Origin of the sequence: Pseudogemmobacter faecipullorum (assembly GCF_020539525.1) — a bacterium.
Taxonomy (GTDB): domain Bacteria; phylum Pseudomonadota; class Alphaproteobacteria; order Rhodobacterales; family Rhodobacteraceae; genus Pseudogemmobacter; species Pseudogemmobacter faecipullorum.
The window spans coordinates 104,158-129,446 of sequence record NZ_JACDXX010000006.1; the positions used below are offsets into that span (position 1 = coordinate 104,158).

The following is a 25,289-nucleotide window of genomic DNA, read 5'->3' on the forward strand; positions in this document are numbered from 1 at the left end:
CAGAGCCCGGAGCAGAGCCCTGAGCGGCGTGCCGCCCGGAACGGGTCGCGTCCTGCGCATGGAAACCGGGCCTGAAACTGGGATCGTCCCCGATCGCCCAGGGGGGGGCGGGCTGTCTGGTGAAGCAGACGGGCTCAGCCCCGGGCGGCGCGGGTCTCGCGGTGCCAGACATAGATCCCGGCCCCGGCAATGATCGCCGCCCCCAGCATGGTGAGCAGATCGGGCTGGGCGCCGAAGAACAAAAAGCCCCAGAGCGTGGCGAAGACAATGCCGAGATACGAGAAGGGGGCGACCACCCCGGCCTCGGCGATCGACAGCGCGCGGATCATGCAGAGCTGGCCGAAACTGCCGATGATGCCGACCAGCAGGAACAGCGGAATATCTGCGGCGGCGACCGGTTGCCAGCTGAAGGGCAGGGCCAGGGAGAAGGCAAGGGTGCCAAACAGCCCGCCCCAGATCATGGCGGTCCAGACCGGCTCAAACTGGCCGATGCGCCGGGTCAGGAGCGAGTTTGCCGCGAAAGTGACGGCGGCGGCCAGCGGCAGCAAGGCGGCCCAGCTGAACACGCCGCTGCCCGGCCGCAGAATGATCAGCGCGCCCAAGAGTGCCGCGAGAATTCCGAAAACCCGTCTCGGCCCGAGCTTCTCGCCCAGAAACAGCGCCGCGCCGAGGGTGATCAGCACCGGATTGGTATCGGTCAGCGCCGTCGCCTCGGCGAGGCCGATATAGGGCAGCGACGAGAAAAACAGCGCCGCGGTCATCACCTGAAAGGCAGCGCGCCAGAAATGCAGCCAGGGATAGCGGGTGCGCGCCATCACCGGCAGCTGGTGGCGCAGAATCAGCAGCACAATCAGCAGCTGGCCCAGAAAACGCGCCTGGATCACCTGGACGGGGCTATAACGCTCGACCAGGCCCTTCGCCGAGGCGTCGAGCAGGGTGAAGGAGAGGATTGCAAGCAACATCAGCAGGATGCCGCGCGTGGGATTCTGGGTATGTTCCATGGCCGCGCGACGCTATGCGCCATGCCCGCGCGGCACAAGATGCATTCGCCTCGCGGGAGAGTGCCCCCCCCCGGGAGGCGGGATGGCTGCGAAGCCGGGGCTGAGGCCCAGGGGCGGAGGCCTGGGGTGCTGGCCCCTGGAGGGCGCGCGGGCTGACCCCCGGGGGCCTGGCATCTGCGCCCGGGTGCTGCCCTCCGGGTCTGTGTGGGCCGGCACCCTGGGGGGGGGCTGGCCCCTGGGGAGGCCTGGTCACTGGGCCTGTATGCTGTGCCCCTGGGGCTGAGAATGATGGCCCCTGGCGGGCGGGCTGGCATTTGGGGCCGGGTGCTGCCCTCCGGGCCTGTGTTTGCCGCCCCCCCCCCTGGGCCTGTGGGCCGGCCCCGGGCCTCACCCGCTGGGCATGGCTGGTCCTGGCGATTCTCTCGCGGCGGATTGCCCGCTGCCCGGGGAAAGCTGTCCCTCCTGCAGCGCGGTCACCGCCCCCGGCGCAAAGGCTAGTCCGCTTCATCGGGCAGGATCATCACCAGCTCGCCCTGATCCTCAAGGCTGCGGGCGGCGCTGGTGATCCGGCCTGCCGCCGCCTCGCCCTCGCGCTCTCTGGTGGCGGGGCGCGCCTCCACCTCATCGCGGATCATCTGCGCCATGCGCTGCGAGATACAGGCGAGGATGAATTCGCTCGCCGCCTCTTCGGCCGGGCGGCCCCGGCTCCAGCTGATCGCATCGGTCAGCGTGGCCTGATCGACCAGCCGCACCACTTTGGGCACATCGCGGCCCGAGACCCGCGCCGGGAAATGCGCATAGGTGAAAATGGTGCGCCGCACCTCTCCGGCGAAGAGGGCATCCTCATCCTCAAGCCCGCGTAAAATCGCGTCGCGGGTCACGGCGGGCGAAAGGTTGAGCATCGCCCCCATTCTTTCGACCGGGCCGCGCTCAAAGGCGCGGGCGGGCTGGGCATCGATCTGGCCGAGCACGGCAATGCCGATCCGGCGCACGGTTTCGGGATCGGTATTGCCGGTCAGCGAGACCGCCCAGGCGATGCGCCGCGCCCGCTCTCCGGCGAGGCGCGCCAGATAATCCGCGGCGCGGCTGACCGGCAGTTTCGACAAGATCACCGCCGCCACCTCAACCGCCTCGCTCTCAAGCACCGGCAGCAGCCGCTCGGGCGCCAGGCCGGCCAGCCTTTCCCAGGGGTCACCGCGCTGACCGACGCCGACCTTGCGGCGCAGCCGGCTGGCGGCGGCGGGCGAGATATGCCCGTCCATCACCGATAAAGCCCCCTCGAGCCCGCCGGGAAAGGCAAGGCCGACCGCCTCCAGCGCGGCGCTGAATTCGCCCACCACCTGTTCCAGTGTCTCGCGGTCGACCAGCCGCATCTGGCCCATCTGTTCTGCAAGGCTTGACTGCATATGATCGGGCAGCTGGGCAATCGGCAGTTCGGCCCCCTGTGACAAGAGCCAGCGCACCACCACCGCCGCCTTTTCCCGCGCGCTGAGCGTCGGCGCTGCAGCGAAAGCCGTGGCTGCCATCCCCGCTTCAGACCGCAGCGGCGTGATCCGTGCCAGCGGCATTGCCTGCGCCATATATCCCTCCGCCTTCCGGGTCCTGGTGCAGCATGGCGCGAAAAAGTTAACCGGGCCTTTCCGCAACCGCCATTCCCCCGGCAATACGGCGCTAAATCACCGGCATTTTAGCCATTCCCGATCAGCTGGAGGCGGGCAGCAGGCAGCGTTCAGAGGCGCCATCCCAGATCATGCCGGGCAGGCAGGTCTCGGGGCTATCGGCGGGCACGGGGCAGGTTGCGGCCTGCAGGGCCGAGGGGATCATTAGGGTCAGTATGAACCCGGCGCTCAGAGAGATTTTTCGCATGACTCCCCCGATAAAACCGATCCCGCTCAGGGATCGAGATGTGGTGCACCTGGCCAGTATGGCATAAAAAAACCTGCCTGCGCAGAAAAACGCAGGCAGGTCTGAGAGCGGATCAGCGCCGCTGGTCGGGCTTATTTGCCAAAGACGCGGGCGAAGATCGTGTCGACATGTTTGGTGTGATAACCAAGGTCGAATTTCTCTTCGATCTCAGCCGGCGAAAGCGCGGCCGTCACCTCGGCATCGCCCAAGAGCTCGGTTTTGAAATCCGCGCCCTGTTCCCAGACTTTCATCGCATTGCGCTGCACCAGACGATAGCTGTCCTCACGCGAGACGCCCGCCTGGGTCAATGCCAGAAGCACGCGCTGCGACATGACAAGCCCTTTGAACTTGTTCATGTTTTTAAGCATGTTTTCCGGATAGATCACCAGTTTCTCGATCACGCCTGCCAGACGGTGCAGCGCGAAATCGAGGGTGACGGTGGTATCAGGGCCAATCGCGCGCTCAACGCTCGAATGCGAGATGTCACGCTCATGCCAGAGCGCCACATTCTCCATCGCCGGCACCACCGACATACGCACCAGACGCGCCAGACCGGTCAGGTTTTCGGTCAGCACCGGGTTGCGCTTATGCGGCATCGCCGACGAGCCTTTCTGGCCCGGGCTGAAGAATTCCTCGGCTTCCAGCACTTCGGTGCGCTGCATATGGCGGATCTCGATCGCGATATTTTCGATCGACGAGGCGATGACGCCGAGCACGGCGAAGAACATCGCATGGCGGTCGCGCGGGATCACCTGGGTCGAGACCGGCTCGGGGATCAGCCCCAGCTTTTCGCAGACATATTCCTCGACCGAGGGGTCGATATTGGCGAAAGTGCCGACTGCGCCGGAAATAGCGCCGGTGCGGATCTCTTCGCGGGCGGCTTTCAGACGGGCGAGGTTGCGGTCCATCTCGGCATAGAAGCGCGCGAAGGTCAGGCCCATGGTGGTCGGCTCGGCATGGATGCCATGGCTGCGGCCGATGCGGATGGTGTTCCTGTGCTCGAAAGCGCGGGTCTTCAGCGCCGCCAGAACCCGCCCGACGCCGGCAATCAGCAGATCCGAGGCCCGCACCAGCTGAATGTTCAGCGTGGTGTCGAGCACGTCCGACGAGGTCATGCCCTGATGCACGAAACGCGCATCCTCCGAGCCGATATGCTCGGCCAGATGGGTCAGGAAGGCGATCACATCATGTTTGGTGACAGCTTCGATCTCATCGATGCGTGCGACGTTGAATTCAACATCTTTCGCCTTCCAGACGGCTTCGGCATTGGCTTTCGGGATCACCCCGATTGCGGCCTGGGCGTCGCAGGCATGGGCCTCGATCTCGTACCAGATGCGGAATTTGGTCTCGGGCGACCAGATGGCAACCATGTCCGGGCGGGAGTAGCGCGGGATCATCACGAACCTCTGTATGGCGGCGGGGTTGGCCTTCCCTTAAGACCCGGGGCAGTGAGGTGCAAGCTATGCGGACGAGGGAGTCTAAAATGAAGCAGGGCAGAACCCGCCTGAAACAGGCTCTGGCAGTGGTGACGGGCGGATTTATGGCCTTTGGCGGTATGGCGCAGGCTGCGGGGGGCTGGGAGGCGCTGTCGGATGAGACGATCGCCCCGGCGCTGAGCGCGCGGACGCTGGGCTTTGCCGATGGTACGACCTGGGGGTTTTTCGCTGATGGCCGGGTCCTGTCCGAGACCGGCTGGGGCCGCTGGCAGGTGGGCGATGAGACGCTCTGCCTGAACTGGGGCAATGACAACCGCTGCTATACGCTGGAGCTGAAGGGCATTGATCTGCGCTTTTCGCCGCTGAGCGGCGGCGAGGCGCGGGTCGGGCGCTATACCGATCTGTGACGGCGCGCCGGATTTTTCGCCGCCAGAGCGCTGCGACAAAGCATCTGTTAAACTTTCTGCGCCAGGCTGAAGCGGCCGGGGATCTGCCCGGGGCAGATCGGGGGCGCGATGGAGCGGCTGGTGCTGAGAGCGACCGGACAGGCGGTAGCGGGGCAGGCTGAGACCGGGCAGGGTGCAGCCGGGCCGCCGGGGGCCGTGCCGTCGCGCGGCGGCAATGGCTTGCGGCGGGTGACACGCGATGACTGGCTGCTCGCCGGTTTTGCGCTGCTGGCGGCAGAGGGGGCGGGGGCGCTGACCCCGGCACGGCTGGCGGCGGCAACCGGGGCACCCCAGCTGCGGTTTTTCTGGCAGTTCCGCACTTCCGAGGCCTTTGAGGCGGCGCTGCTCACGGCCTGGCAGGCGCTTGCGCTGCGGCCCCTGGCCGCCAGCCCGGGCGCAGAAGCGGCGCGGGCGCAGCTTGAGGAGCTGGCGATCGGGGGGGCCTCGGCCCCGCCCGGGGCCGAGGCGCTGGAACAGGCGATCCGCGCCTGGGCGCGGCAGGCGCCGCAGGCCCGGGCTGCGCTGGCAAAGGTGGATCAGCACCGTCTCGCCGGGCTGAGCCAGCTGATCAGCCGCGCCGGTGTTTCCGGGGCGCGGGCGCGCGAGCGCGCGGCGGTGCTCTATGCTGCCGGGCTGGGTTTTGATGCCTTGCGCAGCAGCCTCGGCATGGCGGGGGCGGCCCCGATGCAGGCGCTCTCCGGAGCGATTTTCGGCGGCCGCAGCGCGACGGGCCAGGCGGGAAGAGACCATGGTCAGGCCTGAACAGTCACGGCCCCGCTCAGGCATTGTTGCGGCAATGGCGCCAGTGCCGCGATCTGGCCTGGGGCGCCTCTGCCCTGGCAGGGCCGGAAAGCACAGCCAGGCTGCCAGAATGGCTGTGCGGCGGGTAATTTCACATGGCCGAACCCTGCCGCGCTCGGCAGCATCCGGCGATCCGGACCGAGGGGGCAGTTTCCGAAATTTGATCTGCGTGCCTTTGGCCGCATGGGCCTGGCCTGCAGCCGCGAGACTGCCGCCGGGGGGATGCGGCGCTGCGGGGAGGGCCTGACCGGGCCGGGAGCGGATCTGCTGGCGCGGCACCGGAGGCTGCCGCCGGCCCGCCCTGGTCGCCCTGGCCGCTGTCTGCCGGGCAGCGAACAGGCGGGGGCAGATCTGCGCCGGGCCGGGGCCTGGCTCCGGGTACGTTATGGCGCGCGGGCGGCAGATGACACTGCCCGTGCCTGTTCGCTGCCGGGTGATCCTGTGCCTTTTGCCCCGGGGCCTGGCGCGGGCAGGGCTGGCGCAACTCAATGGCCAGGACCTGCGCGACCCGGATCTTCAGCCGTGATGCGCGATATCCAGCGCCAGCAATTCGGCGCGGGCCCCGGCCGGCAGTGAGGCGGTGGTGACAATATAGCTGTGGATCGCGAAGACCACGGCGCGGCTTTGCGGCAGGCGCAGCAGCACCTGTTTTTCGCAGCGCACATAATCATGGTTGCGCCGGGGCGGGCGCGCCACGCCCTCGGCGCGGGGCTGGTGCAGCTCGGGATTGTCATAGGCGAGGAAATTCATCCGCCACAAAGGCTGTTCGGGGCGGATGGCATCGAACAGCCTTTGTACGCCCCGGGCCAGGCGCTCGTCATATTCCGGCACCGGCACATGAATCCCAAGCAGCGGCCGGCCGATTTTCTGCGCGAGGGTCCAGCCGGCCGGGAAGCACAGAACCGCACCGCTGAGATAATGCTCTGCCTCGCCGGCCTGCATCAGGCACAGATCCTCCTGGATCAGCCGGCCGAGGCTGAGCAGGGGCTCGGCGCGGTCGGGCGTGACTGTGACCCCATCAGGGCGCAAAATATCTGCGCCGTCAAAGCGATAGCCCGGATCCTGGTGCAGACGTGCCAGCACCAGGTCATAGAGCTCTTCTGCCCCGGCGCGGCCTGCGGGCAAAAGCGCATGAACTTTATCGGGGCGCTCTGCGATCAGCTGATCGCGCCGTGCCATCTGCCCTGCATAGGCCTCATCGCGGCTGATCCAGCTGTCATCCCCGAGCGGCAGCACCCCGGGCAGGCGGCGCAGCCGAGGATCCATCCAGGGCAGGCAGGGCAATTTGTTCTGTATAATAATCGGGTTCTGCATCATCCTGGCAGACTGCCGCCGCACCCCCGGCGATGGCAAGCCCCGCAGGCGGGTCCGGCGCAGAATTTCTGCCGAGCCCGATTTCTGTCTGCCCGAATTCTGTCGTGCCCGGGCCTGGCGCGCGCGCCCCGGGGCGGGCCGCATGAAAAAGGGCGGCCCGTAGGCCGCCCTGTCCAGGGATTTATCCCGGCTGAGATCAGACCGAGTAATACATCGCATATTCGATCGGGTGGGGCGTATGCTCATAGGCATAAACCTCTTCCCATTTCAGGCCGATATAGGATTCGAGCTGTTCTCTGGTGAAGACATCACCCGCCATCAGGAAGTCCATATCCTTCTCCAGCTCTTCCAGCGCTTCGCGCAGGCTGCCGCAGACGGTCGGGATCGCTGCCAGTTCTTCCGGCGGCAGATCATAGAGATCCTTGTCCGAAGCCGGGCCGGGATCGATCTTGTTCTTAATGCCGTCGAGGCCTGCCATCAGCAGAGCGGCGAAAGCCAGATAGGGATTGGCTGCCGGATCGGGGAAGCGGGCCTCAACGCGCTTGGCTTTCGGCGATTCGGTCCATGGAATACGCACTGCGCCCGAACGGTTGCGGGCCGAGAAGGCGCGCAGAACCGGGGCCTCAAAGCCCGGGATCAGGCGCTTATAGCTGTTGGTCGAGGGGTTGGTCAGCGCGTTCAGGGCCTTGGCATGTTTGAGAATGCCGCCAATGAACCACAAAGCCTCCTGCGACAGATCTGCATATTTATCGCCGGCAAACAGCGGCTTGCCGTTCTTCCAGATCGACATATTGACATGCATACCCGAGCCGTTATCGCCCTTCATTGGCTTGGGCATGAAGGTCACGGTCTTGCCATAAGCATGGGCCACATTGTGGATGACATACTTATATTTCTGAATGTTATCAGCCTGTTCGACCAGGCCGCCAAAGATCATGCCCAGCTCGTGCTGGCAGGTCGCAACCTCATGATGGTGCTTGTCGACCCGGATGCCCATGCGCTTCATGGTCGAGAGCATCTCGCTGCGCAGATCCTGGGCCTCATCGATCGGATTGACCGGGAAATAGCCGCCTTTGAACCCGGCACGATGGCCGAGGTTGCCGCCCTCGATGACAGTATCGGTGTTCCAGGCTGCGCCTTCGGCATCGATCTGGAACGAGACTTTCTGCGGGGTAACCGAATAGCGCACATCGTCGAACAGGAAGAATTCGGCTTCCGGCCCGAAATAGGTGGTATCGCCAATGCCCGAGGATTTCAGATAGGCCTCGGCTTTCAGCGCGATCTGACGCGGGCAGCGATCATAGGCCTCGCCGGTATCGGGCTCGACCACATTGCAGTGAACGCAGAGGGTCTTTTCGGCATAGAACGGGTCGAGATAGACCGATGTGGCATCGGGCATCAGTTTCATGTCGGACTGATCGATCGATTTCCAGCCGGCGATCGACGAGCCGTCGAACATCAGGCCTTCCTCAAAGAAATCCTCGTCGACCTGATCGACATCCAGCGTCACATGCTGAAGTTTGCCTTTCGGGTCGGTGAAGCGGATATCGACATAAGCGATTTCCTCGTCTTTGATCAGTTTCAGAGCTTTCGCAACCGCGCTCATCTGACTGCCTTTCGTTGGGGGGTTAACAGAGTGCAAGGGGGAGGGCGGGAGTGCCGGGGAGGCGGGCGGCCCCCGCCTCGCTGGAATTGCGGCCGGACCAGCCCGGCCCGGGGTTCAGCCGGCCTGTGGTTCAGCCGGCCTGTGGTTCAGCCAGCCTGTGGTTCAGATCGCGTCGTCGCCGGTTTCGCCGGTGCGGATGCGGATGGCCTGTTCAACCGGCGAGACGAAAATCTTGCCGTCGCCGATCTTATCGGTGCGGGCCGCCGAGACGATGGCCTCAATCGCGGCCTCGACCATATCATCGGCCAGCACCACTTCGATTTTCACCTTGGGCAGGAAGTCGACGACATATTCTGCGCCGCGATACAGTTCGGTATGGCCCTTCTGGCGGCCAAAGCCTTTGACCTCGGTGACCGAAAGGCCCTGGATCCCGGCTTCCTGCAGGGCTTCCTTGACCTCATCGAGCTTGAACGGCTTGATGATGGCTTCGATTTTCTTCATCCGCCGACTCCTCCGTATTCATCCTGATCCATCGATCATTTCAGGGCGCAGGCGGCAATGTGGCAACCGGGGCCTGTCTTATTAAGCGGCATAAAATCGTAATTTTTGCCTAATTTTTAGGCGACACGCCCTGAAACGGGGCGAAATCTGAACGCGGCTGCTGCAAAGCGGGCAGAAGCGGCAATCTGAGGCGGCGGGAGAGGGGCAGGGCCGGGCGCTTCCCCGGGCCCGAAGCTGATCCCCGGGGCTGAAACTGAAAAACCGCCCCGGGCGGGGGCGGCCTTGCTGCTGGCAGGGCAGGGCTGATGCTCCGGGGGCAGTCTTAGGGGGCGCAGTTGCTGCGGCAGGCCTGTGCGGCCCCGGACTTCGGCAGCTTTACTTCCGGCAGTTCAGTCTTCCGGTCCGGCTCGTTTGCAGACCAGTTCCATGCCGCAGGCAAAGATCGATTCATCGCGCTCAAAGCGCAGGGTGAAGACGCGGATCTCGCTGATATCCTCGCGGCGGATATATTCGCCATCCACCAGCCGCGCCGCCTCAACCGTGGCGACGGGTTTGTCGTAAAGTGCCTGGGCGCGCCAGTCGCGCAGGGTGACCTGCTGGTCGGGGGCGATGAACAGGTCGTTTTCCGGCCGGTCATGGCCAAGCGCCGAGACTGAAATGCGGATCATTTCCGCGCCGCGCAGCAGCGTGACCTCAATATCTTTGAGCAGCGTGGCACCTGAGCGGGTGATGACGCGATCTCCGGGGGCGAGAAACTGCACCGGCAGTGCCCCTTCCGTGGTCAGAACCATCGTGCCAACCGGCAGCCCTGCCACCGCCTGGTCAGAGATTCTTTCCTCGATGCTGATCATGGTTTCAAAGGTCATGAATCGCCCCATCCCTCACCGCATTCGGGTCGTTGTTCCGCAGCTTTGTGGCAGGATTATGCCGCTCGGGGGTGAAATTGCAGGCAGAGCCCGGGGCGTGGCGGCTTTGCAGCACAGTTGCGCTCCGGGCGAAGCGCTTTTCCTCTCGCATCCCTTCTGGCTCTTTGTTAGAAGGGCGCGGATTTTCCGGGGATTTGCGGAAGGCCGGTCTGTAAACGCACAGATCAGGCCCCCGTTTTGCTTCCTGTCGGAACATGAGATGTGCGGGTGTGGCGGAATTGGTAGACGCACTGGATTTAGGTTCCAGCGCCGCAAGGCGTGGGGGTTCAAGTCCCTCCACCCGCACCATTTGAGGATTGGGAAGGACTAGAGATGCAGGTCACCGAGACCCTGAAAGACGGCCTGAAGCGCGGCTATACCATCACGGTGACCGCTGCCGAGCTGGACGCTCAAGTGCATGAAAAGCTGCTCGAAGCGCAGCCGGAAGTGGAAATCAAAGGCTTCCGCAAAGGCAAAGTGCCGCTGGCGATCCTGAAAAAGCAGTTCGGCGAGCGCATCCTGGGCGAAGCCATGCAGAGCGCCGTGGATGAGGCGATGAAATCGCATCTGGAAAGCTCGGGCGATCGTCCGGCTCTGCAGCCGGAAGTGAAGATGCAGGGCGGCGAAAGCTGGACCCCGGGTCAGGATGTTGTGGTTGAGGTTTCCTACGAAGCCCTGCCGGAAATCGCCGAGCTTGACGCGTCGAAAATCGTGCTGGACCGTCTGACCGTCAAGGCAGCCGAGGCTGATGTCGAAGAGGCTCTGAAGAACCTGGCAGAGAATGCCAAGAACTTCGAAGACCGCAAAAAAGGCACCAAAGCCAAAGACGGCGATCAGGTTGTGATCGATTTCGAAGGTTTCGTTGATGGCGAAGCTTTCGAGGGCGGCAAAGGCGAGGGCTACCCGCTGGTGCTCGGCTCGAACAGCTTCATCCCGGGCTTCGAGGCCCAGCTCGTCGGCGCGAAAGCCGGTGACGAGGTTGAGGTGAACGTGAGCTTCCCGGAAGCCTATGGCGCGGCACATCTGGCTGGCAAAGCGGCTGTGTTCAAATGCACCGTGCATGAAGTCAAAGCGCCGGTGGCGGCTGAGATCAATGACGAGCTGGCCAAGAAATTCGGCGCCGAGGATCTGGCTGGCCTGAAGTCGCAGATCGCTGAGCGTCTGGAAGCTGAATATAAAGGCGCTTCGCGCGCTGTGCTGAAGCGCTCGCTGCTCGACCAGCTCGATGGCCTCGTGTCCTTCGAACTGCCCTCGAAACTGGTTGAGGCGGAAGCCAGCCAGATCGCGCATCAGCTGTGGCACGAAGAAAACCCGGATGTGCATGATCACAACCATGGTTCGATCGAAGCCACCGAAGAGCATAACAAACTGGCAGAGCGCCGTGTGCGCCTCGGCCTGCTGCTCGCCGAAGTTGGCCGCAAAGCTGAAGTCACCGTGACCGATGCCGAGATGACCCAGGCTGTGATCCAGACCGCCCGTCAGTACCCGGGCCAGGAACGCGCTTACTTTGAATTCGTTCAGAAGAACCCGCAGATCCAGCAGCAGCTGCGCGCGCCGATCTTCGAAGACAAAGTGGTCGATCACATCGTCGGCCTCGGCAAAGTGACCGAGAAAGAAGTGTCGAAAGAAGAGCTGCAGAAAGCCGTGGAAGCGCTCGACGAGCTCTGATCGTCAGATCAGCTGATAAAAGGGCCGCGCGGGGGAAACCCGGCGCGGCTTTTTCTTTTGCCACAGCAGGGGAGAGCGCCGGATGCGCAGACAATATCATTTCCGCCGGATCGGCGGCGATCTCTGTGCCTGGGATATGCACCGGCTGATCCGGCTCTCGCGCGGAATCGCTCCGGAGGAGCTGGCGCTTGAGGCTTTTGCCGAGCTGGATCAGAACTGGTGGTATGGCGAGACGGCTGAGCCGCCGACACCCCGGGCGCTGGCGGGCCATATGGCGCTGGTGCAGCAGGCTGATCTGCGCTTTCCGGTGCTGATCGCGGCGGATGGCGGGCTGATTGACGGTATGCATCGCCTGGTCCGGGCGCTGCTGGAGGGCAGAGCCGGGTGCAGGCCATCCGTCTGCCCGCTTTGCCCGAGCCCGATTATATCAATATTCCGCCCGAGGCGCTGCCCTATCCGGATGAGGAGATCTGATCGGGGCGAGAGGGCCTCGGGCCGCGAGCGGGCGGGGCAGTGCAGCGGGCGCGGTGCGGGGGACCGTGCTGCAGGGGGGCGCATAAAAAAAACCGCGCCCCGGAGGGCGCGGTTTCCAGACATTCCCTTTGGGGGAAGATCACTCGTCCGAAGCAGCAGCGCCGACTTCGTCGAAGAGTTCAGCGATCTCGAACTCAGCCTGGGCTTCTGCCTCGGCTGCGAGTTCCTGGATCGACTTACCGGCAGCCTGCAGCTCGGCTTCTTCAGCCGAACGGGCCACGTTCACCGAAACCACGGTGATCACTTCCGGGTGCAGCACGACGTTGACCGGGTGGATACCCAGATCTTTGATCGGCTTGTCCTGGGTGATCTGGTCGCGGCCAACGGTGAAGCCGGCAGCGGTTGCTGCTTCGGCGACGTCGCGGCCGGTGACCGAACCGTAGAGCGCGCCCGATTCGGAAGCCGAACGGATCACGACGAAGACCTGACCGTTCAGCTTTTCAGCAACGGCTTCAGCCTCTTTTTTGGTTTCAAGGTTCACGGCTTCAAGCTGAGCTTTACGCGCCTCGAACGACTTGATGTTGGCTTCCGAAGCGCGGAGCGCTTTGCCCTGGGGCAGCAGGAAGTTGCGGGCATAGCCCGGCTTGACGTTGACGACTTCGCCCATCTGGCCGAGCTTCGCCACGCGCTGGAGCAGGATCACTTGCATGTTAAGTAACTCCTCACTTCACAGCGTAGGGGAGCAGAGCGAGGAAGCGGGCGCGCTTGATCGCACGGGCCAGTTCACGCTGCTTCTTCGCCGAGACGGCAGTGATGCGCGACGGAACGATCTTGCCGCGCTCAGAGATATAGCGCTGCAGCAGACGGGTGTCTTTATAGTCGATCGCCGGTGCATTGTCGCCCGAGAAGGGGCAAACCTTGCGGCGGCGGAAAAATGGTTTATTCGCCATGGTTTATGGACCTTTCTTCAGGCGTTGATCAACGACGCTCGCGACGCTCATAGCCACCACGGTCGCCGCCTTCGCGGTCCCCACGGCCTTCGCGCTCGTCACGCTTCTGCATCTGAACCGACGGACCCTCAGCGTGCTTCTCAACCTTGATGGTGAGAACGCGCATCACGTCGTCATGAAGACGCATCAGGCGTTCCATTTCCTGCACTGCAGCCGCCGGAGCATCCGACTTCAGCAGAGCGAAATGGCCCTTGCGGTTTTTGTTGATCTTATAGGCCATCGTTTTGACGCCCCAGTACTCGTGCTCAACGACTTTACCGCCGTTGTCCGCGAGGACGGTGGAGAAATGCTCGATAAGACCTTCGGCCTGCGCGTTGGAAAGATCCTGGCGCGAGATGAAGACATGCTCGTAAAGCGGCATGAGACTTCCTTGCTGTCAGAGGCGGCTTCAAAGAACGGGCCTGATCCTTTTCCGGGCCCGTCCACGAGAGGCGATGCCGGTTCATGGTAATCGGAAAGGATGCGGCCTTATACAGGGAAACGGCGGTGATGCAAGGCAAGGCCGGGGCCGCAGCGCGCTTAATTTACTGCCGCAAAAGCGCCATTCCGGCGCGGCGCACCGGGTGGATCCCGGGGGTCAAAGGCTTCGGGACAAAGACGGCGGAGCAAAGACGGCGGGGCGAGGCCGGGAACCGGCGGAACTATGCCATTTCCGGAACCATAACGACAAGATGAGTGTTCATTCCTGCAGGGTATGTGTTCGGTCATGTCGGGTTGTGCCCGGCTGTGTTCCCAGGCAGCATTGCCCCATCTTAGTACAGGAGACTGGTATGAACCGTCCGCTTTCGCTTGTTACCGCAGCTTTCGCGCTGCTGGCTGCTCCGGCTTTTGCCGAGCCCGTGACCTATAAATTTGACGCTGGCCACAGCGAGGCTCAGTTCAGCTATAACCACCTTGGCTTCTCGACCAACCACGGCATTTTCTCGGAAATGGACGGCACCATCGTGTTCGACGCCGAAAATCCGGCGGCCTCCTCGGTTGAGGTGAGCTTCCCGGTATCGTCGCTGCTGACCGGCGCCAAGGGCCGCACCGAGCATTTCCTGACCGCCGATTTCTTCAATGCCGCGACCAATCCGACCGTCACCTTCAAATCGACCGCGATTGAGGTGACCGGCGAGAAGACCGCGAAAATCACCGGCGATCTGACGCTGAACGGCGTGACCAAATCGGTTGTGCTCGACACCACGCTGAACCAGGCGGGTGAGCATCCGATGGAAAAGAAAGAATGGCTGGGCCTGAGCGCCACCACCACCCTGGTGCGCACCGAGTTCAACCTCGGCCAGTTCGCGCCCTTCGTCTCGGATGAGGTTGCGGTGGTGCTCAATGTTGAGGCTGGCAAAGCCGACTGATCGCTGAGAGGTCAGTTTTACCCATTCTGAAGGCCGCCGGAGCGATCCGGCGGCCTTTTTGCTGTCCGCTGCGCGGGGGGCTTTGGGGGGCTGCATAGGGTCAGATCCAGGCTGGCCCGGCAGGGCCTGCGACGGCGCTATTGCCCGGTTCCTCAGCACGCCGGATCCTCAGCAGGGCTGGGGCTGGCTGCAGGGCGCGCAGCTGCGGTGCAGGGGCGGGGCCCTGTCATGGCCGGTCAGCCCTGCCTTGGCAGAAGTTTACAGGCCTGTTCCGGCGCAGAGGGTGGAGCAGGACCCTCTCTCACTGAACAGGCTCAGCTTAGCCCCGGGGCGAAAGCTGAAGCCGGGGCAAAAAGAAACGCGCGCCCCCGGGGGGAGAGGCGCGCGCGTGGCTCTGCGGGCAGAGCAGAAACAGGGCCGGGGCCGGGCGGCTTAGTCTTTGCGCTTCGCCGTCAGCCCGGTGGTGACGATGACGCTGAAGCCGACGCTGGCCTCATCCTGATAGCTTTCCCCCATGCCGAAATCGCGGCGGTCGAGCACAGCCTCGCCCTTCATCACCGCGGTATCGCCGCTGATTTCTAGGGTGAAGGGCAGCGAGACCGGCTTTTCCGTGCCGCGCAGCTGCAGCACACCTTCGGCAATATAGCCCTCGTCCGCAGCTTTGATCGGGGCGGTGAAAATGGCCACGGGGAAGCTGGCGGTATTGAAGAAATCCGCGCCTTTGGCCTGATCACTGACCGAGCCGAGCACCAGGGTTGCGGTATTGATCTCTACCGTCACCCGCCCATATTCGCCCGAAGCATCGGCGGTTTCATTGAACAGGATCTCGGCACTCCAGTCCGGGAAGCTGCCCTGAACCGCGGCGCCCATCTGCTGGACGGTAAAGCCGAGCGTGCCGCTCTCTACCTGCCAGTTCGCCGCGCTCTCGCTTGCGGCGCTGCCGGTCGTGGCGGCGGGGGGCGCAGGCTGAGCCTCAGCGCCAGCCTCAGATCCGGCCTCAGCCAGGGCGGAAGGGGCGGCTTCGGGCTGCTGCGCCAACTGCCAGGCATAGCCGATCACCAGCAGATAGACGGCAAGGGCTGCCAGCTTCGCAAGCTGGCTGCTGTGGCCGGGGGCAGGGGTGCCGGCTTTCACGCCCGAGACCATCCGCGCCAGCGTCGCATCGCGGTCGATGAGCGCATGTTTCAGCGCCCCCGCGATATGCAGAAACAGCGCGGCTGCCAGCACCCAGATCGCGGTGACATGCACCCCGGCAGCGACAGCCTCAACCAGCGGCGATTTCGGCACCAGCGGCAGGTCATCGCCAAAGGGCCACAGGATCGGGGCAAAGCCCGAAGTGGCGGCATGGCCGATCCAGCCCGACAGCGGCACGATGATCAGCGCCAGGTAGAGCGCATAATGCACGGCTTCGGCGGCAAAGGTCTCAAGCCGGCGCTCAGGGTGCAGCGGCGCGGGATGTTTCTGGCTCAGCGCCCAGAGAATACGGGCGAGGGCGACAAAGAACGTGGCAATGCCGAGGGTCTTATGGATCGAGAACATCTGCGCCTTGAAGGCCAGTTCCTCAGAATTCGCATAGGGCAGATTTTCGGCATAGAGGCCGAGCGGAAAGACGGTCAGAATCAGCAGCGCCGTCAGCCAGTGAAAGGCGCGGGCAAGGCTGCCATAGCTGGCTTCAGTGTTTACAGCTTGCATGAAATACTCCGGAACTGGTTGTGACAGACACGATAGCAGGCTTACCGCGCCGCGTAATCAGCGCGCGAGAGCACAGTCTCTGTGCAGGTAACATTGCGGTAAAGCCCGCCGCAGGCTATGGCGGAACCCGGATAAAGGAGAAAAACCATGGCACGCGCATTCGTATTTCCTGGCCAGGGCGCACAGGCGATCGGCATGGGCCGCGACCTGGCAGAGGCCTGGCCGGTTGCCAGAGCGGTCTTCGATGAGGTCGATGAGGCGCTTGGGGAAAAGCTGTCCTCGCTGATCTGGGAAGGCGATATTGCCGAGCTGACGCTGACGCAGAATGCCCAGCCGGCCCTGATGGCGACCTCGATCGCTGCGGCACGGGTGCTGGAGGCCGAGGGCTTCCCGCTGCTGGGCACCGCTGATTTCGTTGCCGGGCACAGCCTTGGCGAATATTCGGCGCTCTGCGCGGCGGGCAGCCTCAGCCTGTCAGATACCGCGCGGCTGCTGCGTCTGCGTGGCCAGGCCATGCAGGAAGCGGTGCCGGTTGGCGTCGGCGCCATGGCGGCGCTGCTGGGGCTTGATTTCGAGACTGCCACCGCTGTGGCGGCCGAGGCAGCCCAGGGCGAGGTCTGTCAGGCCGCAAATGACAATGATCCGGGCCAGGTGGTGGTTTCGGGCCATAAAGCCGCGGTCGAGCGCGCGGTTGAGATCGCCAAGGCAAAGGGCGCGAAACGCGCGCTGATGCTGCCGGTCAGCGCGCCCTTCCATTGCGTGCTGATGCAGCCTGCTGCGGCACGGATGGCCGAGGCGCTGGCGGCGGTGGTGATCTCGGATCCGGTGGTGCCGGTGGTGGTCAATGTCCGTGCCGAAGCGGTGACCGAATCCCGGCTGATCGCCGATCTGCTGGTGGCCCAGGTCACCGGCTCGGTGCGCTGGCGGGAATCGGTGCAGTGGATGGAGCGGGCCGGGGTCAGCGAATACTGGGAGATCGGCTCGGGTAAGGCTTTGTCGGGCATGATCCGGCGGATCCAGAAAGAGGCTTTGTGCAAAGCCGTCGGTACGCCGGCGGATGTGGCGGCGCTGAAGGGCTGAATCGCTGAAGGGCTGAAGGGCTGAGATGCCGGGGCGGCAGCCGCAGCTGCGCCCAGGGGCGCGCGCTCAGCCCGCCACGCGGCCCGGCGCAATCTTAAGAAGGGGAAGGCAGCTTCCGCTTCCGAATATGGAGTATTGATATGTTTGACCTGACGGGAAAGACGGCACTGGTCACCGGCGCCTCGGGCGGGCTGGGGGCAGAAATTGCCCGGGCTTTGCATAAAGCGGGCGCAGTGGTCGGGCTTTCGGGCACCCGCACCGCGCCGCTGGAAGAGCTGGCGGCTGAGCTGGGCGAGCGGGCCCATGTGCTGCCCTGCAACCTTTCCGAGCCGGAAGAGGTGGAGGGGCTGATCAAACGCGCGACCGAGGCCATGGGCTCGGTTTCGATCCTGGTGAATAATGCCGGTATCACCCGTGACGGCCTTGTCATGCGGATGTCGGATGAGGACTGGGCCAGCGTCATTGACGTTAACCTGACCGCCTCGTTCCGCCTCTGCCGCGCCGCGGTGCGGGGCATGATGAAGGCCCGCGCGGGCCGGATTATCAATATTGCTTCAGTGGTTGGCCATACCGGCAATCCGGGCCAGGTGAATTATGCTGCCTCGAAGGCCGGGCTGGTCGGCCTGTCGAAATCGCTGGCCGCGGAAGTGGCAAGCCGGGGAATCACCGTCAACTGCGTCTCGCCGGGCTTTATTGAGACCGCGATGACCGACAAGCTGAACGAGGCCCAGAAAGAGGGCCTGCTGAAAGTGGTGCCGATGGGGCGGATGGGGCTGCCGGGCGATATCGCGGCTGCGGTGCTCTATCTGGCGTCAGATGAGGCCGGTTACGTGACCGGAGCCACCTTGCATGTGAACGGTGGAATGGCCATGCTCTGAGCGCTGCGGCACCTGGCCGCGCCCGGATCCGGGCCAGCCCAGGCGCAACAGCCCGCCTGCGAGGGCGGAAAGCATTTGCCACAGGGCGCGGCTGTGTTATAGCCCCCGCCAGAATCCCGGGGGCATGCCCCGGTGCTGCCGCTGCGGGGATCAACCCCGCAGAGGATAACCAGGCCGGGGGCATAAGACCCCGCGAACGGAGTAGAGGACGTAACATGAGCGACATCGCAGATCGCGTGAAGAAGATCGTTGTCGAACATCTCGGCGTTGAAGAGGACAAGGTCACTGAGACCGCCTCGTTCATCGACGATCTCGGCGCTGACTCGCTCGACACGGTCGAGCTGGTGATGGCTTTCGAGGAAGAGTTCGGCATTGAGATCCCGGATGACGCCGCTGAAACCATCCAGACCTTCGGCGACGCGGTTGCTTTCATCTCGAAAGCCGCCTGAGCTTCGTCCTTACGACGATAGCAGATAAAGGCTCTCCCGCTTGCGGGAGAGCCTTTTTCTTTGCCCGCAGCCGGGCGGGGCGCAGGGCGCGGGCCTGGGCCGGGGCGCCCCCGGCGGCCTGAAAAGCACCGCTTTGCCGGGCGATCTGGTGCCCGTCGCGCGGTGGCTCAGTTGCGGCGATTGCGGGGCGCGTGTATCAGGCCTTAAGAAGAAGAGCCTTTCTTGCAAGGAGTGCAGCATGCGCCGTGTCGTCGTAACGGGTCTGGGGATGGTCACGCCGCTGGCCTGCGGAGTTGAGGAGACCTGGAGCCGGCTGCTGGCCGGGGAATCCGGAGCCGGCCCGATCACGCGCTTTGACGCCAAAGATGTGGTGACCAAATATGCCTGCGAAATCCCTTACGGGGATGGCAGCAACGGCACCTTCAACCCCGATGACTGGATGGAGCCGAAAGAGCGCCGCAAGGTCGATGATTTCATCCTTTATGGCATGGCTGCCTCGGTGCAGGCCGTGCGCGATTCTGGCTGGATGCCGGAGAGCGAAGAAGACCGTCTGCGCACCGGCGTGATGCTGGGCTCGGGCATCGGCGGGCTGACCTCGATTGCCGAGACTGCGGTGCTGATCAAAGAAAAAGGCCCCAAACGTGTTTCGCCTTTCTTCATCCCCGGCGCGCTGATCAATCTGATCTCGGGTCAGGTCTCGATCCGTTTCGGCTTTAAGGGCCCGAACCATGCGGTGGTGACCGCCTGCTCGACCGGCGCGCATGCGATTGGCGATGCGGCGCGGCTGATCGCCTTTGGCGATGCCGATGTCATGGTTGCCGGTGGCGCCGAAAGCCCGATCTCGGAAATCGGCATCGCGGGCTTTAACGCCTGCAAGGCTTTGTCGACCAAACGCGCTGACGAGCCGCAGAAGGCCTCGCGCCCCTACGATTCGGATCGTGACGGTTTCGTCATGGGCGAGGGGGCCGGCGTGGTGGTGCTGGAAGAATATGAACATGCCAAAGCCCGCGGCGCGAAAATCTATGCCGAAGTGCTGGGCTATGGCCTTTCGGGCGATGCCTATCACATCACCGCCCCTTCCGAGGATGGCGATGGCGGTTTCCGCTCAATGTCGGCGGCGCTGCAGCGCGCCGGTGTCACCCCCGGTCAGGTCGATTACATCAATGCTCATGGCACCTCGACCATGGCCGACACGATTGAGCTGGGCGCGGTTGAGCGGCTGATGGGCGATGCGGCGGCAAAAGCCACTATGTCCTCGACCAAGAGCTCGATCGGTCACCTGCTCGGCGCAGCCGGTGCGGTTGAGGCGATTTTCTGCGTGCTGGCGATCCGCGACCAGATTGCCCCGCCGACGATCAATCTCGACAATCCGGTGATCCAGCCAAAGCTGGATCTGGCGCCGAATAAAGCGGTGAAGCGTAAGATTGATATCGCTTTGTCGAACAGCTTTGGCTTTGGCGGCACCAATGCCAGCCTCGTGCTCGGTAAGGTTTCCTGATCCATGTGGAAATCGGTCGCCTCTAATGCTCTGACCCTGTTCATTGTCCTTCTGGCTGCTGCGGCAGGTCTGGTGGCCTGGGGGCGGTCAGAATTCAATGGTCCGGGTCCGCTGACTGAGGCGGTCTGCATTCAGGTTGAGCGGGGCGCCTCGGTCGCCTCGGTCAGCCGCAATCTTGAGGCAAGGGGCGCGGTCTCGGATGCGCGGATCTTCCGCATCGGCGCTGATTACGCCGGTAAGGCGCGCGATCTGAAATTTGGCTCTTATATGATCCCGGCCGGCGCCTCGATGGATGAGGTGCTGACCGCGCTGACCCAGGGCGGGGCCTCGACCTGTGGCCAGGAGATCCAGCTGCTGATCGGTGTCGCCGCCGCCCAGGCGATTGTGCGCGAGATGGATCCGGCCAGCAACCGCTTCATCGAAGTGGCGAAATTCGCCCCGGGTGAGGCTGCGCCTGCCGAATATACCGAGGCGATGGCCAATCCCGATATGCGCTACCGGGTGACCCTGGTGGAGGGCGCGACCTCCTGGGCGGTGGCCGATGCTTTGCGCAAGGCTGATTTCCTCTCGGGCGAGCTGCGCGAGGTGGCGCCTGAGGGCTCGCTCGCGCCGCAGAGCTATGATGTCGAGAAGGGTTCGGACCGGGCGGCGCTGATCGGGCGTATGGCATCGGTTCAGGAGCAGATTATGGCCGAGCTCTGGCCGGGCCGGGCGGCGGATCTGCCCTATGACACGCCGGAACAGGCGATGATCATGGCCTCGATCATCGAGAAAGAGACCAGCGTGCCGGAAGAGCGCGGCCTTGTGGCCTCGGTCTTTGTCAACCGGCTGCGTCAGGGCATGCGGCTGCAGACCGACCCGACGGTGATCTATGGCATCACCAAAGGTGAGGGCGTACTGGGCCGGGGCCTGCGCGCCAGTGAGCTGCGCCGCTCGACCCCCTATAATACCTATGTGATCGACGGCCTGCCGCCGGGGCCGATTGCCAATCCGGGCCGGGCCTCGATTGCGGCAGCGCTGAATCCTGATACCGCAGATTATGTGTTCTTCGTCGCCGACGGCACCGGCGGCCATGCTTTTGCGCGCACCCTCGCCGAGCATAATGAGAATGTCGCACGCTGGCGGGCGATTGAGAAAGAGCAGGGCGCGAGCGGCAGCACCGGCACCCAGACCGGGCAGTAATCCCCCGGGGGGCGCTGGCCTGAAGGCGCTGAAAACATTGAAAAGAAACCCTCCCCCGCCGTGATGGCGCGGGAGGGTTTTTTCATTTCCGGCCCGGTTCAGCCCCTGGCCCATGCGCAGAATGTTTAATAAAGCGTTAAAGCGGCGTTTTTGTAACTATCTGATATTATTGAATTTTTATTGACGACCGCCCTGAAATCCGACAATCTTGGCCGGTGCTGAAAGGAAAGTGACAGCGCGCTGAGGCCAGGGGCCGGGTCTGTCGCTTTCTCAGCCAGAGCTTGCAGAACGCGACAGCGGGAGGGCGGGCAGGCGCATGACAGTGAGCTTCAGAGCCCCCGATGCCGAAGCCGCCCGCGAGGCGGGCGAGGCGCTGGAACTGACCGGGGAATTATACCGCATCGCAGTGGAAGAGCTGAACGAGGCTTTCGCGGAAATCCGCGCCGGCCGGTTTGCCGGGGCGAAAGAGGCAAAGCGCGCGGTGCGCGATCTGGCCGATCTGTCCAAAGCGCTTCTGGAGGAGCGACGCAATGTCGAGAGATTACGCAGGCAGATTGCCGGAGAGCTTACCACAGGCCTCAGCGGGGGCGGGGCCCTTGATCTCGGAGCTGCGCGCGATGAAATCGGGCGCCGCCTGGCTCGCCTGCGCGCCGCAGCCGGAGATTGAGGCTTTCCTCGCCGGGCTGAGTGAGAATGCCCTGCTGGCTTTGCCCTGGATCTTTGACTTCTGGGCCCTGCCGCATCAGCTGCCGCCCGAGGGGGCCTGGAAGACCTGGGTGGTGATGGGCGGGCGCGGTGCCGGCAAGACCCGCGCCGGGGCTGAATGGGTGCGCCATATGGTCGAGGGCGGTACGCCGGAGGCCCCGGGCCAGGCACGCCGCCTCGCGCTGGTGGCCGAAACCCTGGAACAGGCGCGCGAGGTGATGGTGCTGGGCGAAAGCGGCATCCTCGCCTGCTCGCCCCCCGACCGCCGCCCGAAATGGAATGCAACGCGCAATTGCCTCGAATGGCAGAACGGCGCGGTGGCGCAGCTGTTTTCGGCCCATGATCCCGAAAGGCTGCGCGGGCCGCAGTTTGACGCGGCCTGGGCCGATGAGCTGGCGAAATGGCCCAAAGCCGCCCAGACTTGGGAGCAGCTGCAGTTTGGCCTGCGCCTTGGCAGCCATCCGCAGCAGATGGTGACGACGACACCGCGCAATCTGGCGGTGCTGAAGGCGATCCTCGCCAATCCCTCTACCGTGATCACCCATGCCCCGACCGAGGCCAACCGGGCCTGGCTGGCGGCAAGTTTCCTCGAAGAGATCGGGGCGCGCTATGGCGGCACCACCACCGGGCGCCAGGAGATGGAGGGCCTGCTGATCGAGGAGGAAGAGGGCGCGCTCTGGAGCCGGGCGATGATCGAGGCGGCAGGGGCGCTGGCAGATATCCGGCCCGGGCGGGTGGTGGTGGCGGTGGATCCGCCGGTCACGGCGCATAAGCGCTCGGATGAATGCGGCATTGTGGTGGTGGGGCTCGACCGGCGCGGCGGGGCGAAAGACTGGCGCGCGCTGGTTCTGGCCGACCGCTCGCTGCGCGGTGCCTCGCCCGATGGCTGGGCCAGGGCGGCCCTCGCCGCGATGAGCGAATTTGGCGCCGACCGGCTGGTGGTCGAGGTCAATCAGGGCGGCGATCTGGTCGCCTCGGTGGTGCGCCAGATCGATCCGGTGGTGCCGATCCGCGAGGTCCGGGCGATGCGCGGCAAGATGCTGCGCGCCGAACCGGTGGCCGCGCTTTATGAACAGGGAAGGGTCGGCCATGTCCGCGGCCTCGCCGCGCTTGAGGCGCAGATGCTGCAGATGACCCGGGCCGGCTGGCAGGGCCAGGGCAGCCCCGACCGGCTCGATGCTCTGGTCTGGGCGATGACAGAGCTGATGGCCGGCCCGGGCGGGCAGCCGGGGCTGCGCAGCCTCTGAGCGCCGGAAGTTTCGCAAAGAGTTCAATCTGGGGGACGGGCAGTGTTTGGCTTTCGCAAGGCAAAAGACAAGGTCGTGCCCGATCTGGCGCGCAAGGCCAGCGCCACCGGCCGGGTGATTGCTCTGGCCAGCGGCGGGCGGGGCGCGGTGGCGCCGGGCGCGCGCGATCTCTCCGCGCTGAGCCGGGCGGGCTTTCAGGGCAATCCGGTCGGTTTTCGCGCCGTGCGGCTGGTGGCCGAGGCGGCGGCGGCTTTGCCGGTGCTCTGCCAGGATTGCGATCACCGCTATGAGGCGCATCCGGTGCTGGCGCTGTTGCAGCGCCCCAATGCCGCCCAGGGCCAGGCCGAATTCCTTGAGGCGATCTATGGCCATCTTTTGCTCAGCGGCAATGCCTGGATTGAGGCGGTGGCGGGCGAGGGTACGGGGGCGCAGACCGGCGCGCTGCCGGGCGATCTGTCGGCTGCGCTGCCGGGCGAGCTGCATGTTTTGCGCCCCGACCGCATGACGCTGATCCCCGGACCGGATGGCTGGCCTCTGGCCTGGGATTACGCGGTGGGGGGCCGGGTGCACCGCTTTGACATGACGGCTGCGCCGCAGCCGCTCTGCCATCTGCGCAGCTTTCACCCCCAGGATGACCATTACGGCCTTGCGCCTTTGCAGGCGGCCGCCGTGGCGGTTGAGGTGCATAATGCCGCCTCCTCCTGGTCGCGGGCCCTGCTCGACAATGCGGCGCGGCCTTCGGGGGCGATCATCTATAGCGGCGGCGAGGCGGGCGGCGTGCTCAGCCCCGATCAGTATGAGCGGCTGGTCGCCGAGATGGAGGCGCATCATCAGGGCGCGCGCAATGCCGGGCGGCCGATGCTGCTCGAAGGCGGGCTCGACTGGAAACCGATGGGTTTCAGCCCCAGCGATATGGAATTTCATGAGACCAAACTGGCCGCGGCGCGCGAGATTGCCCTGGCCTTTGGCGTGCCGCCGATGCTGATCGGCATTCCGGGCGATGCCACCTATGCCAATTATCAGGAGGCGAACCGGGCCTTTTACCGCCTGACCGTGCTGCCGCTGGCGGCGCGGGTGCTGGCGGGCCTTGCGCATTGGCTGGGCGAGCATAGCGGCCGGCCCGTCAGCCTGCGCCCCGATCCCGATCAGGTGCCCGCCCTCGCGGCCGAGCGCGATCAGCACTGGGCGAGGATCGGCGCGGCGGGCTTTCTCAGCGATGCCGAGAAGCGCCTGCTCCTCGGCCTGCCGCCGCTTGCCGGGGCATCATGAGCGCGCGGCGCGAGGGGGCGGGATCGCGCTTTCTCTATGACAGTTTCGACGCCGCCCAGGCCCGGATCGAGGCCAATGAGCGGGTGATGCAGGAGCGCTGGGCGGCGCTGGAATTCCGCCTCGGCCAGATTGATGCGGTGCTCGAACGGCTCGAGCGGCGGATCTGGCTCGGGGTCTGTGGCCTCACCGCCTTTCTGCTGGCCCAGGGGGCCGAGGCGCTGATTGGCGCGGCTTTGCGGTAACGGGGGAAAAGATGCTGGAGCATAAATTCTGCCAGACAGAGGCCGGACCAGGGCTGGTCCTGCGCGAGGGCTGCCGGCTTGAGGGCTATGCCTCGCTGTTCGGGCTTTGCGATCAGGGCGGCGATGTGGTCGGGCCGGGGGCCTATAGCGCCTCGCTGGGCCGGATCGCAAAGCGGGGCGGCAAGGTGCGGATGCTCTGGCAGCATGATCCGACCCGGCCGATCGGCCTCTGGGAAGAGGTGCGCGAGGACGGGCGCGGCCTCTGGGTCAGCGGGCGGCTGCTGACCGGAGTGGCCCAGGCCCACGAGGCGGCGGTGCTGCTCGAGGCGGGGGCGATTGACGGCTTGTCGATCGGCTATCGCACCATCGCGGCCGAGCGCGATGCAAAGGGGCGGCGGGTGCTGCGCGAGATCGACCTCTGGGAGGTGTCGCTGGTGACCTTCCCGATGCTGAGCGAGGCCCGCGCCGTGACCAAGGCCGAGGCGGAAGTGGCCGAGCTGGCTGCGCTGGCGGGATTTTTTGAGGCGGCGCGCCAGGCCCTGAGCACGGTCTGAGCAGGGGGGCAGCAGGGCGTGATCGGAGCTGAGACACGGGCTCGGCCGTGACGCCCGCATCAGGGCTGCCAGGCCCG

At 64.7% G+C, this 25,289-nt stretch carries 26 protein-coding genes and 1 tRNA gene; 15 read left to right on the forward strand and 12 right to left on the reverse strand.

The genetic code is table 11. The annotated features are described in order from the left end of the window. Positions 1-134 precede the first annotated feature (134 nt). From H0485_RS08235 to purB, 4 genes are all read right to left on the reverse strand, one after another. Positions 135-1,001, reverse strand: coding sequence for a DMT family transporter (locus H0485_RS08235; RefSeq protein WP_226934891.1), 867 nt, complete (start codon positions 999-1,001; stop codon positions 135-137). A gap of 494 nt (positions 1,002-1,495) precedes the next feature. Then, on the reverse strand, positions 1,496-2,581 hold the full coding sequence (locus H0485_RS08240) for a FliG C-terminal domain-containing protein (RefSeq protein WP_226934892.1): 1,086 nt from the start codon (positions 2,579-2,581) through the stop codon (positions 1,496-1,498). Positions 2,582-2,702: 121 nt separating this feature from the next. Further along, positions 2,703-2,867, reverse strand: coding sequence for a hypothetical protein (locus H0485_RS08245; RefSeq protein WP_226934893.1), 165 nt, complete (start codon positions 2,865-2,867; stop codon positions 2,703-2,705). Between the two features lie 131 nt (positions 2,868-2,998). Next, positions 2,999-4,303, reverse strand: a complete 1,305-nt coding sequence (gene purB, locus H0485_RS08250) for an adenylosuccinate lyase (RefSeq protein ID WP_226934894.1) — start codon at positions 4,301-4,303, stop codon at positions 2,999-3,001. A gap of 86 nt (positions 4,304-4,389) precedes the next feature. Between purB and H0485_RS08255 the strand changes: the two genes are divergently transcribed. Both H0485_RS08255 and H0485_RS08260 read left to right on the forward strand, forming a co-directional pair. After that, complete coding sequence (locus tag H0485_RS08255; protein ID WP_226934895.1) at positions 4,390-4,749, forward strand: hypothetical protein; 360 nt, start codon at positions 4,390-4,392, stop codon at positions 4,747-4,749. A 120-nt stretch (positions 4,750-4,869) separates the two neighbouring features. Continuing rightward, complete coding sequence (locus H0485_RS08260) at positions 4,870-5,550, forward strand: hypothetical protein (RefSeq protein ID WP_226934896.1); 681 nt, start codon at positions 4,870-4,872, stop codon at positions 5,548-5,550. A 555-nt stretch (positions 5,551-6,105) separates the two neighbouring features. Here H0485_RS08260 and H0485_RS08265 read toward each other — a convergent pair. From H0485_RS08265 to H0485_RS08280, 4 genes are all read right to left on the reverse strand, one after another. Next, complete coding sequence (locus H0485_RS08265; protein ID WP_226934897.1) at positions 6,106-6,855, reverse strand: heme-dependent oxidative N-demethylase family protein; 750 nt, start codon at positions 6,853-6,855, stop codon at positions 6,106-6,108. Positions 6,856-7,099: 244 nt separating this feature from the next. Further along, positions 7,100-8,509 (reverse strand): type I glutamate--ammonia ligase, encoded by a 1,410-nt coding sequence (glnA, locus tag H0485_RS08270; protein WP_226934898.1) that lies wholly within the window; start codon positions 8,507-8,509, stop codon positions 7,100-7,102. Positions 8,510-8,671: 162 nt separating this feature from the next. Further along, positions 8,672-9,010, reverse strand: a complete 339-nt coding sequence (locus H0485_RS08275) for a P-II family nitrogen regulator (RefSeq protein WP_226934899.1) — start codon at positions 9,008-9,010, stop codon at positions 8,672-8,674. A 389-nt stretch (positions 9,011-9,399) separates the two neighbouring features. Then, positions 9,400-9,876 carry a Hint domain-containing protein gene (locus tag H0485_RS08280; protein WP_226934900.1) on the reverse strand — a complete coding sequence of 159 codons (477 nt, stop codon included), beginning with the start codon at positions 9,874-9,876 and terminating at the stop codon, positions 9,400-9,402. Between the two features lie 263 nt (positions 9,877-10,139). Between H0485_RS08280 and H0485_RS08285 the strand changes: the two genes are divergently transcribed. Both H0485_RS08285 and tig read left to right on the forward strand, forming a co-directional pair. After that, a tRNA-Leu gene (locus H0485_RS08285) sits at positions 10,140-10,224 on the forward strand. Between the two features lie 24 nt (positions 10,225-10,248). Next, complete coding sequence (gene tig, locus H0485_RS08290) at positions 10,249-11,583, forward strand: trigger factor (protein WP_226934901.1); 1,335 nt, start codon at positions 10,249-10,251, stop codon at positions 11,581-11,583. 613 nt (positions 11,584-12,196) lie between these two features. On the opposite strand, the gene rplI is transcribed toward tig, so the two are convergent. From rplI to rpsF, 3 genes are read right to left on the reverse strand one after another with little or no spacing between them, the layout of a single operon-like run. Next, entirely contained in the window at positions 12,197-12,766 is a 570-nt protein-coding gene (gene rplI, locus H0485_RS08295) for a 50S ribosomal protein L9 (RefSeq protein WP_226934902.1), read from the reverse strand. Positions 12,767-12,779: 13 nt separating this feature from the next. After that, entirely contained in the window at positions 12,780-13,007 is a 228-nt protein-coding gene (gene rpsR, locus H0485_RS08300; RefSeq protein ID WP_011747229.1) for a 30S ribosomal protein S18, read from the reverse strand. Positions 13,008-13,035: 28 nt separating this feature from the next. Then, positions 13,036-13,428, reverse strand: coding sequence for a 30S ribosomal protein S6 (gene rpsF, locus H0485_RS08305; RefSeq protein ID WP_226934903.1), 393 nt, complete (start codon positions 13,426-13,428; stop codon positions 13,036-13,038). 409 nt (positions 13,429-13,837) lie between these two features. Here rpsF and H0485_RS08310 point away from each other — a divergent pair, with 409 nt between their 5' ends. Then, positions 13,838-14,416, forward strand: a complete 579-nt coding sequence (locus H0485_RS08310; protein ID WP_226934904.1) for a YceI family protein — start codon at positions 13,838-13,840, stop codon at positions 14,414-14,416. A gap of 432 nt (positions 14,417-14,848) precedes the next feature. Here the strand turns inward: H0485_RS08310 and H0485_RS08315 are convergent, their stop codons facing one another. After that, positions 14,849-16,108 carry a cytochrome b/b6 domain-containing protein gene (locus tag H0485_RS08315; protein ID WP_226934905.1) on the reverse strand — a complete coding sequence of 420 codons (1,260 nt, stop codon included), beginning with the start codon at positions 16,106-16,108 and terminating at the stop codon, positions 14,849-14,851. 147 nt (positions 16,109-16,255) lie between these two features. Here H0485_RS08315 and fabD point away from each other — a divergent pair, with 147 nt between their 5' ends. The 10 genes from fabD to H0485_RS08365 all read left to right on the forward strand — a co-directional run bounded on the left by fabD (position 16,256) and on the right by H0485_RS08365 (position 25,212). Beyond that, positions 16,256-17,188: an ACP S-malonyltransferase gene (gene fabD, locus H0485_RS08320; protein WP_226934906.1), complete on the forward strand. Its 933-nt coding sequence runs from the start codon at positions 16,256-16,258 to the stop codon at positions 17,186-17,188. 140 nt (positions 17,189-17,328) lie between these two features. Next, positions 17,329-18,066 (forward strand): 3-oxoacyl-[acyl-carrier-protein] reductase, encoded by a 738-nt coding sequence (gene fabG / locus H0485_RS08325; protein WP_226934907.1) that lies wholly within the window; start codon positions 17,329-17,331, stop codon positions 18,064-18,066. Between the two features lie 215 nt (positions 18,067-18,281). After that, entirely contained in the window at positions 18,282-18,515 is a 234-nt protein-coding gene (locus tag H0485_RS08330; RefSeq protein WP_226934908.1) for an acyl carrier protein, read from the forward strand. Positions 18,516-18,753: 238 nt separating this feature from the next. Then, positions 18,754-20,013 carry a beta-ketoacyl-ACP synthase II gene (gene fabF, locus H0485_RS08335; protein WP_226934909.1) on the forward strand — a complete coding sequence of 420 codons (1,260 nt, stop codon included), beginning with the start codon at positions 18,754-18,756 and terminating at the stop codon, positions 20,011-20,013. Between the two features lie 3 nt (positions 20,014-20,016). Next, positions 20,017-21,195, forward strand: a complete 1,179-nt coding sequence (gene mltG, locus H0485_RS08340; RefSeq protein WP_226934910.1) for an endolytic transglycosylase MltG — start codon at positions 20,017-20,019, stop codon at positions 21,193-21,195. A gap of 322 nt (positions 21,196-21,517) precedes the next feature. Beyond that, the gene (locus H0485_RS08345) at positions 21,518-21,862 is read left to right on the forward strand and encodes a hypothetical protein (protein WP_226934911.1); all 345 of its coding nucleotides are present in this window, start codon (positions 21,518-21,520) and stop codon (positions 21,860-21,862) included. After that, the gene (locus H0485_RS08350; RefSeq protein ID WP_226934912.1) at positions 21,813-23,147 is read left to right on the forward strand and encodes a DNA-packaging protein; all 1,335 of its coding nucleotides are present in this window, start codon (positions 21,813-21,815) and stop codon (positions 23,145-23,147) included. The genes H0485_RS08345 and H0485_RS08350 overlap by 50 nt, the downstream gene beginning before the upstream one ends. Positions 23,148-23,189: 42 nt before the next feature. Further along, on the forward strand, positions 23,190-24,416 hold the full coding sequence (locus tag H0485_RS08355; protein ID WP_226934913.1) for a phage portal protein: 1,227 nt from the start codon (positions 23,190-23,192) through the stop codon (positions 24,414-24,416). Continuing rightward, entirely contained in the window at positions 24,413-24,658 is a 246-nt protein-coding gene (locus H0485_RS08360; protein ID WP_226934914.1) for a GTA head formation protein, RCAP_rcc01685 family, read from the forward strand. The genes H0485_RS08355 and H0485_RS08360 overlap by 4 nt, the downstream gene beginning before the upstream one ends. Positions 24,659-24,669: 11 nt before the next feature. Then, positions 24,670-25,212, forward strand: a complete 543-nt coding sequence (locus tag H0485_RS08365) for an HK97 family phage prohead protease (RefSeq protein ID WP_226934915.1) — start codon at positions 24,670-24,672, stop codon at positions 25,210-25,212. Positions 25,213-25,289 lie beyond the last annotated feature (77 nt).

Bases quoted from the DNA above. Each gene is read 5' to 3' on its own strand.
- H0485_RS08235 (WP_226934891.1), bottom strand. From the start codon at position 1,001: ATGGAACATACCCAGAATCCCACGCGCGGCATCCTGCTGATGTTGCTT.
- H0485_RS08240 (WP_226934892.1), bottom strand. From the start codon at position 2,581: ATGGCGCAGGCAATGCCGCTGGCACGGATCACGCCGCTGCGGTCTGAA.
- H0485_RS08245 (WP_226934893.1), bottom strand. From the start codon at position 2,867: ATGCGAAAAATCTCTCTGAGCGCCGGGTTCATACTGACCCTAATGATC.
- purB (WP_226934894.1), bottom strand. From the start codon at position 4,303: ATGATCCCGCGCTACTCCCGCCCGGACATGGTTGCCATCTGGTCGCCC.
- H0485_RS08255 (WP_226934895.1), top strand. From the start codon at position 4,390: ATGAAGCAGGGCAGAACCCGCCTGAAACAGGCTCTGGCAGTGGTGACG.
- H0485_RS08265 (WP_226934897.1), bottom strand. From the start codon at position 6,855: ATGGATCCTCGGCTGCGCCGCCTGCCCGGGGTGCTGCCGCTCGGGGAT.
- glnA (WP_226934898.1), bottom strand. From the start codon at position 8,509: ATGAGCGCGGTTGCGAAAGCTCTGAAACTGATCAAAGACGAGGAAATC.
- H0485_RS08275 (WP_226934899.1), bottom strand. From the start codon at position 9,010: ATGAAGAAAATCGAAGCCATCATCAAGCCGTTCAAGCTCGATGAGGTC.
- H0485_RS08280 (WP_226934900.1), bottom strand. From the start codon at position 9,876: ATGACCTTTGAAACCATGATCAGCATCGAGGAAAGAATCTCTGACCAG.
- tig (WP_226934901.1), top strand. From the start codon at position 10,249: ATGCAGGTCACCGAGACCCTGAAAGACGGCCTGAAGCGCGGCTATACC.
- rplI (WP_226934902.1), bottom strand. From the start codon at position 12,766: ATGCAAGTGATCCTGCTCCAGCGCGTGGCGAAGCTCGGCCAGATGGGC.
- rpsR (WP_011747229.1), bottom strand. From the start codon at position 13,007: ATGGCGAATAAACCATTTTTCCGCCGCCGCAAGGTTTGCCCCTTCTCG.
- rpsF (WP_226934903.1), bottom strand. From the start codon at position 13,428: ATGCCGCTTTACGAGCATGTCTTCATCTCGCGCCAGGATCTTTCCAAC.
- H0485_RS08310 (WP_226934904.1), top strand. From the start codon at position 13,838: ATGAACCGTCCGCTTTCGCTTGTTACCGCAGCTTTCGCGCTGCTGGCT.
- H0485_RS08315 (WP_226934905.1), bottom strand. From the start codon at position 16,108: ATGCAAGCTGTAAACACTGAAGCCAGCTATGGCAGCCTTGCCCGCGCC.
- fabD (WP_226934906.1), top strand. From the start codon at position 16,256: ATGGCACGCGCATTCGTATTTCCTGGCCAGGGCGCACAGGCGATCGGC.
- fabG (WP_226934907.1), top strand. From the start codon at position 17,329: ATGTTTGACCTGACGGGAAAGACGGCACTGGTCACCGGCGCCTCGGGC.
- H0485_RS08330 (WP_226934908.1), top strand. From the start codon at position 18,282: ATGAGCGACATCGCAGATCGCGTGAAGAAGATCGTTGTCGAACATCTC.
- fabF (WP_226934909.1), top strand. From the start codon at position 18,754: ATGCGCCGTGTCGTCGTAACGGGTCTGGGGATGGTCACGCCGCTGGCC.
- mltG (WP_226934910.1), top strand. From the start codon at position 20,017: ATGTGGAAATCGGTCGCCTCTAATGCTCTGACCCTGTTCATTGTCCTT.
- H0485_RS08350 (WP_226934912.1), top strand. From the start codon at position 21,813: ATGAAATCGGGCGCCGCCTGGCTCGCCTGCGCGCCGCAGCCGGAGATT.
- H0485_RS08360 (WP_226934914.1), top strand. From the start codon at position 24,413: ATGAGCGCGCGGCGCGAGGGGGCGGGATCGCGCTTTCTCTATGACAGT.
- H0485_RS08365 (WP_226934915.1), top strand. From the start codon at position 24,670: ATGCTGGAGCATAAATTCTGCCAGACAGAGGCCGGACCAGGGCTGGTC.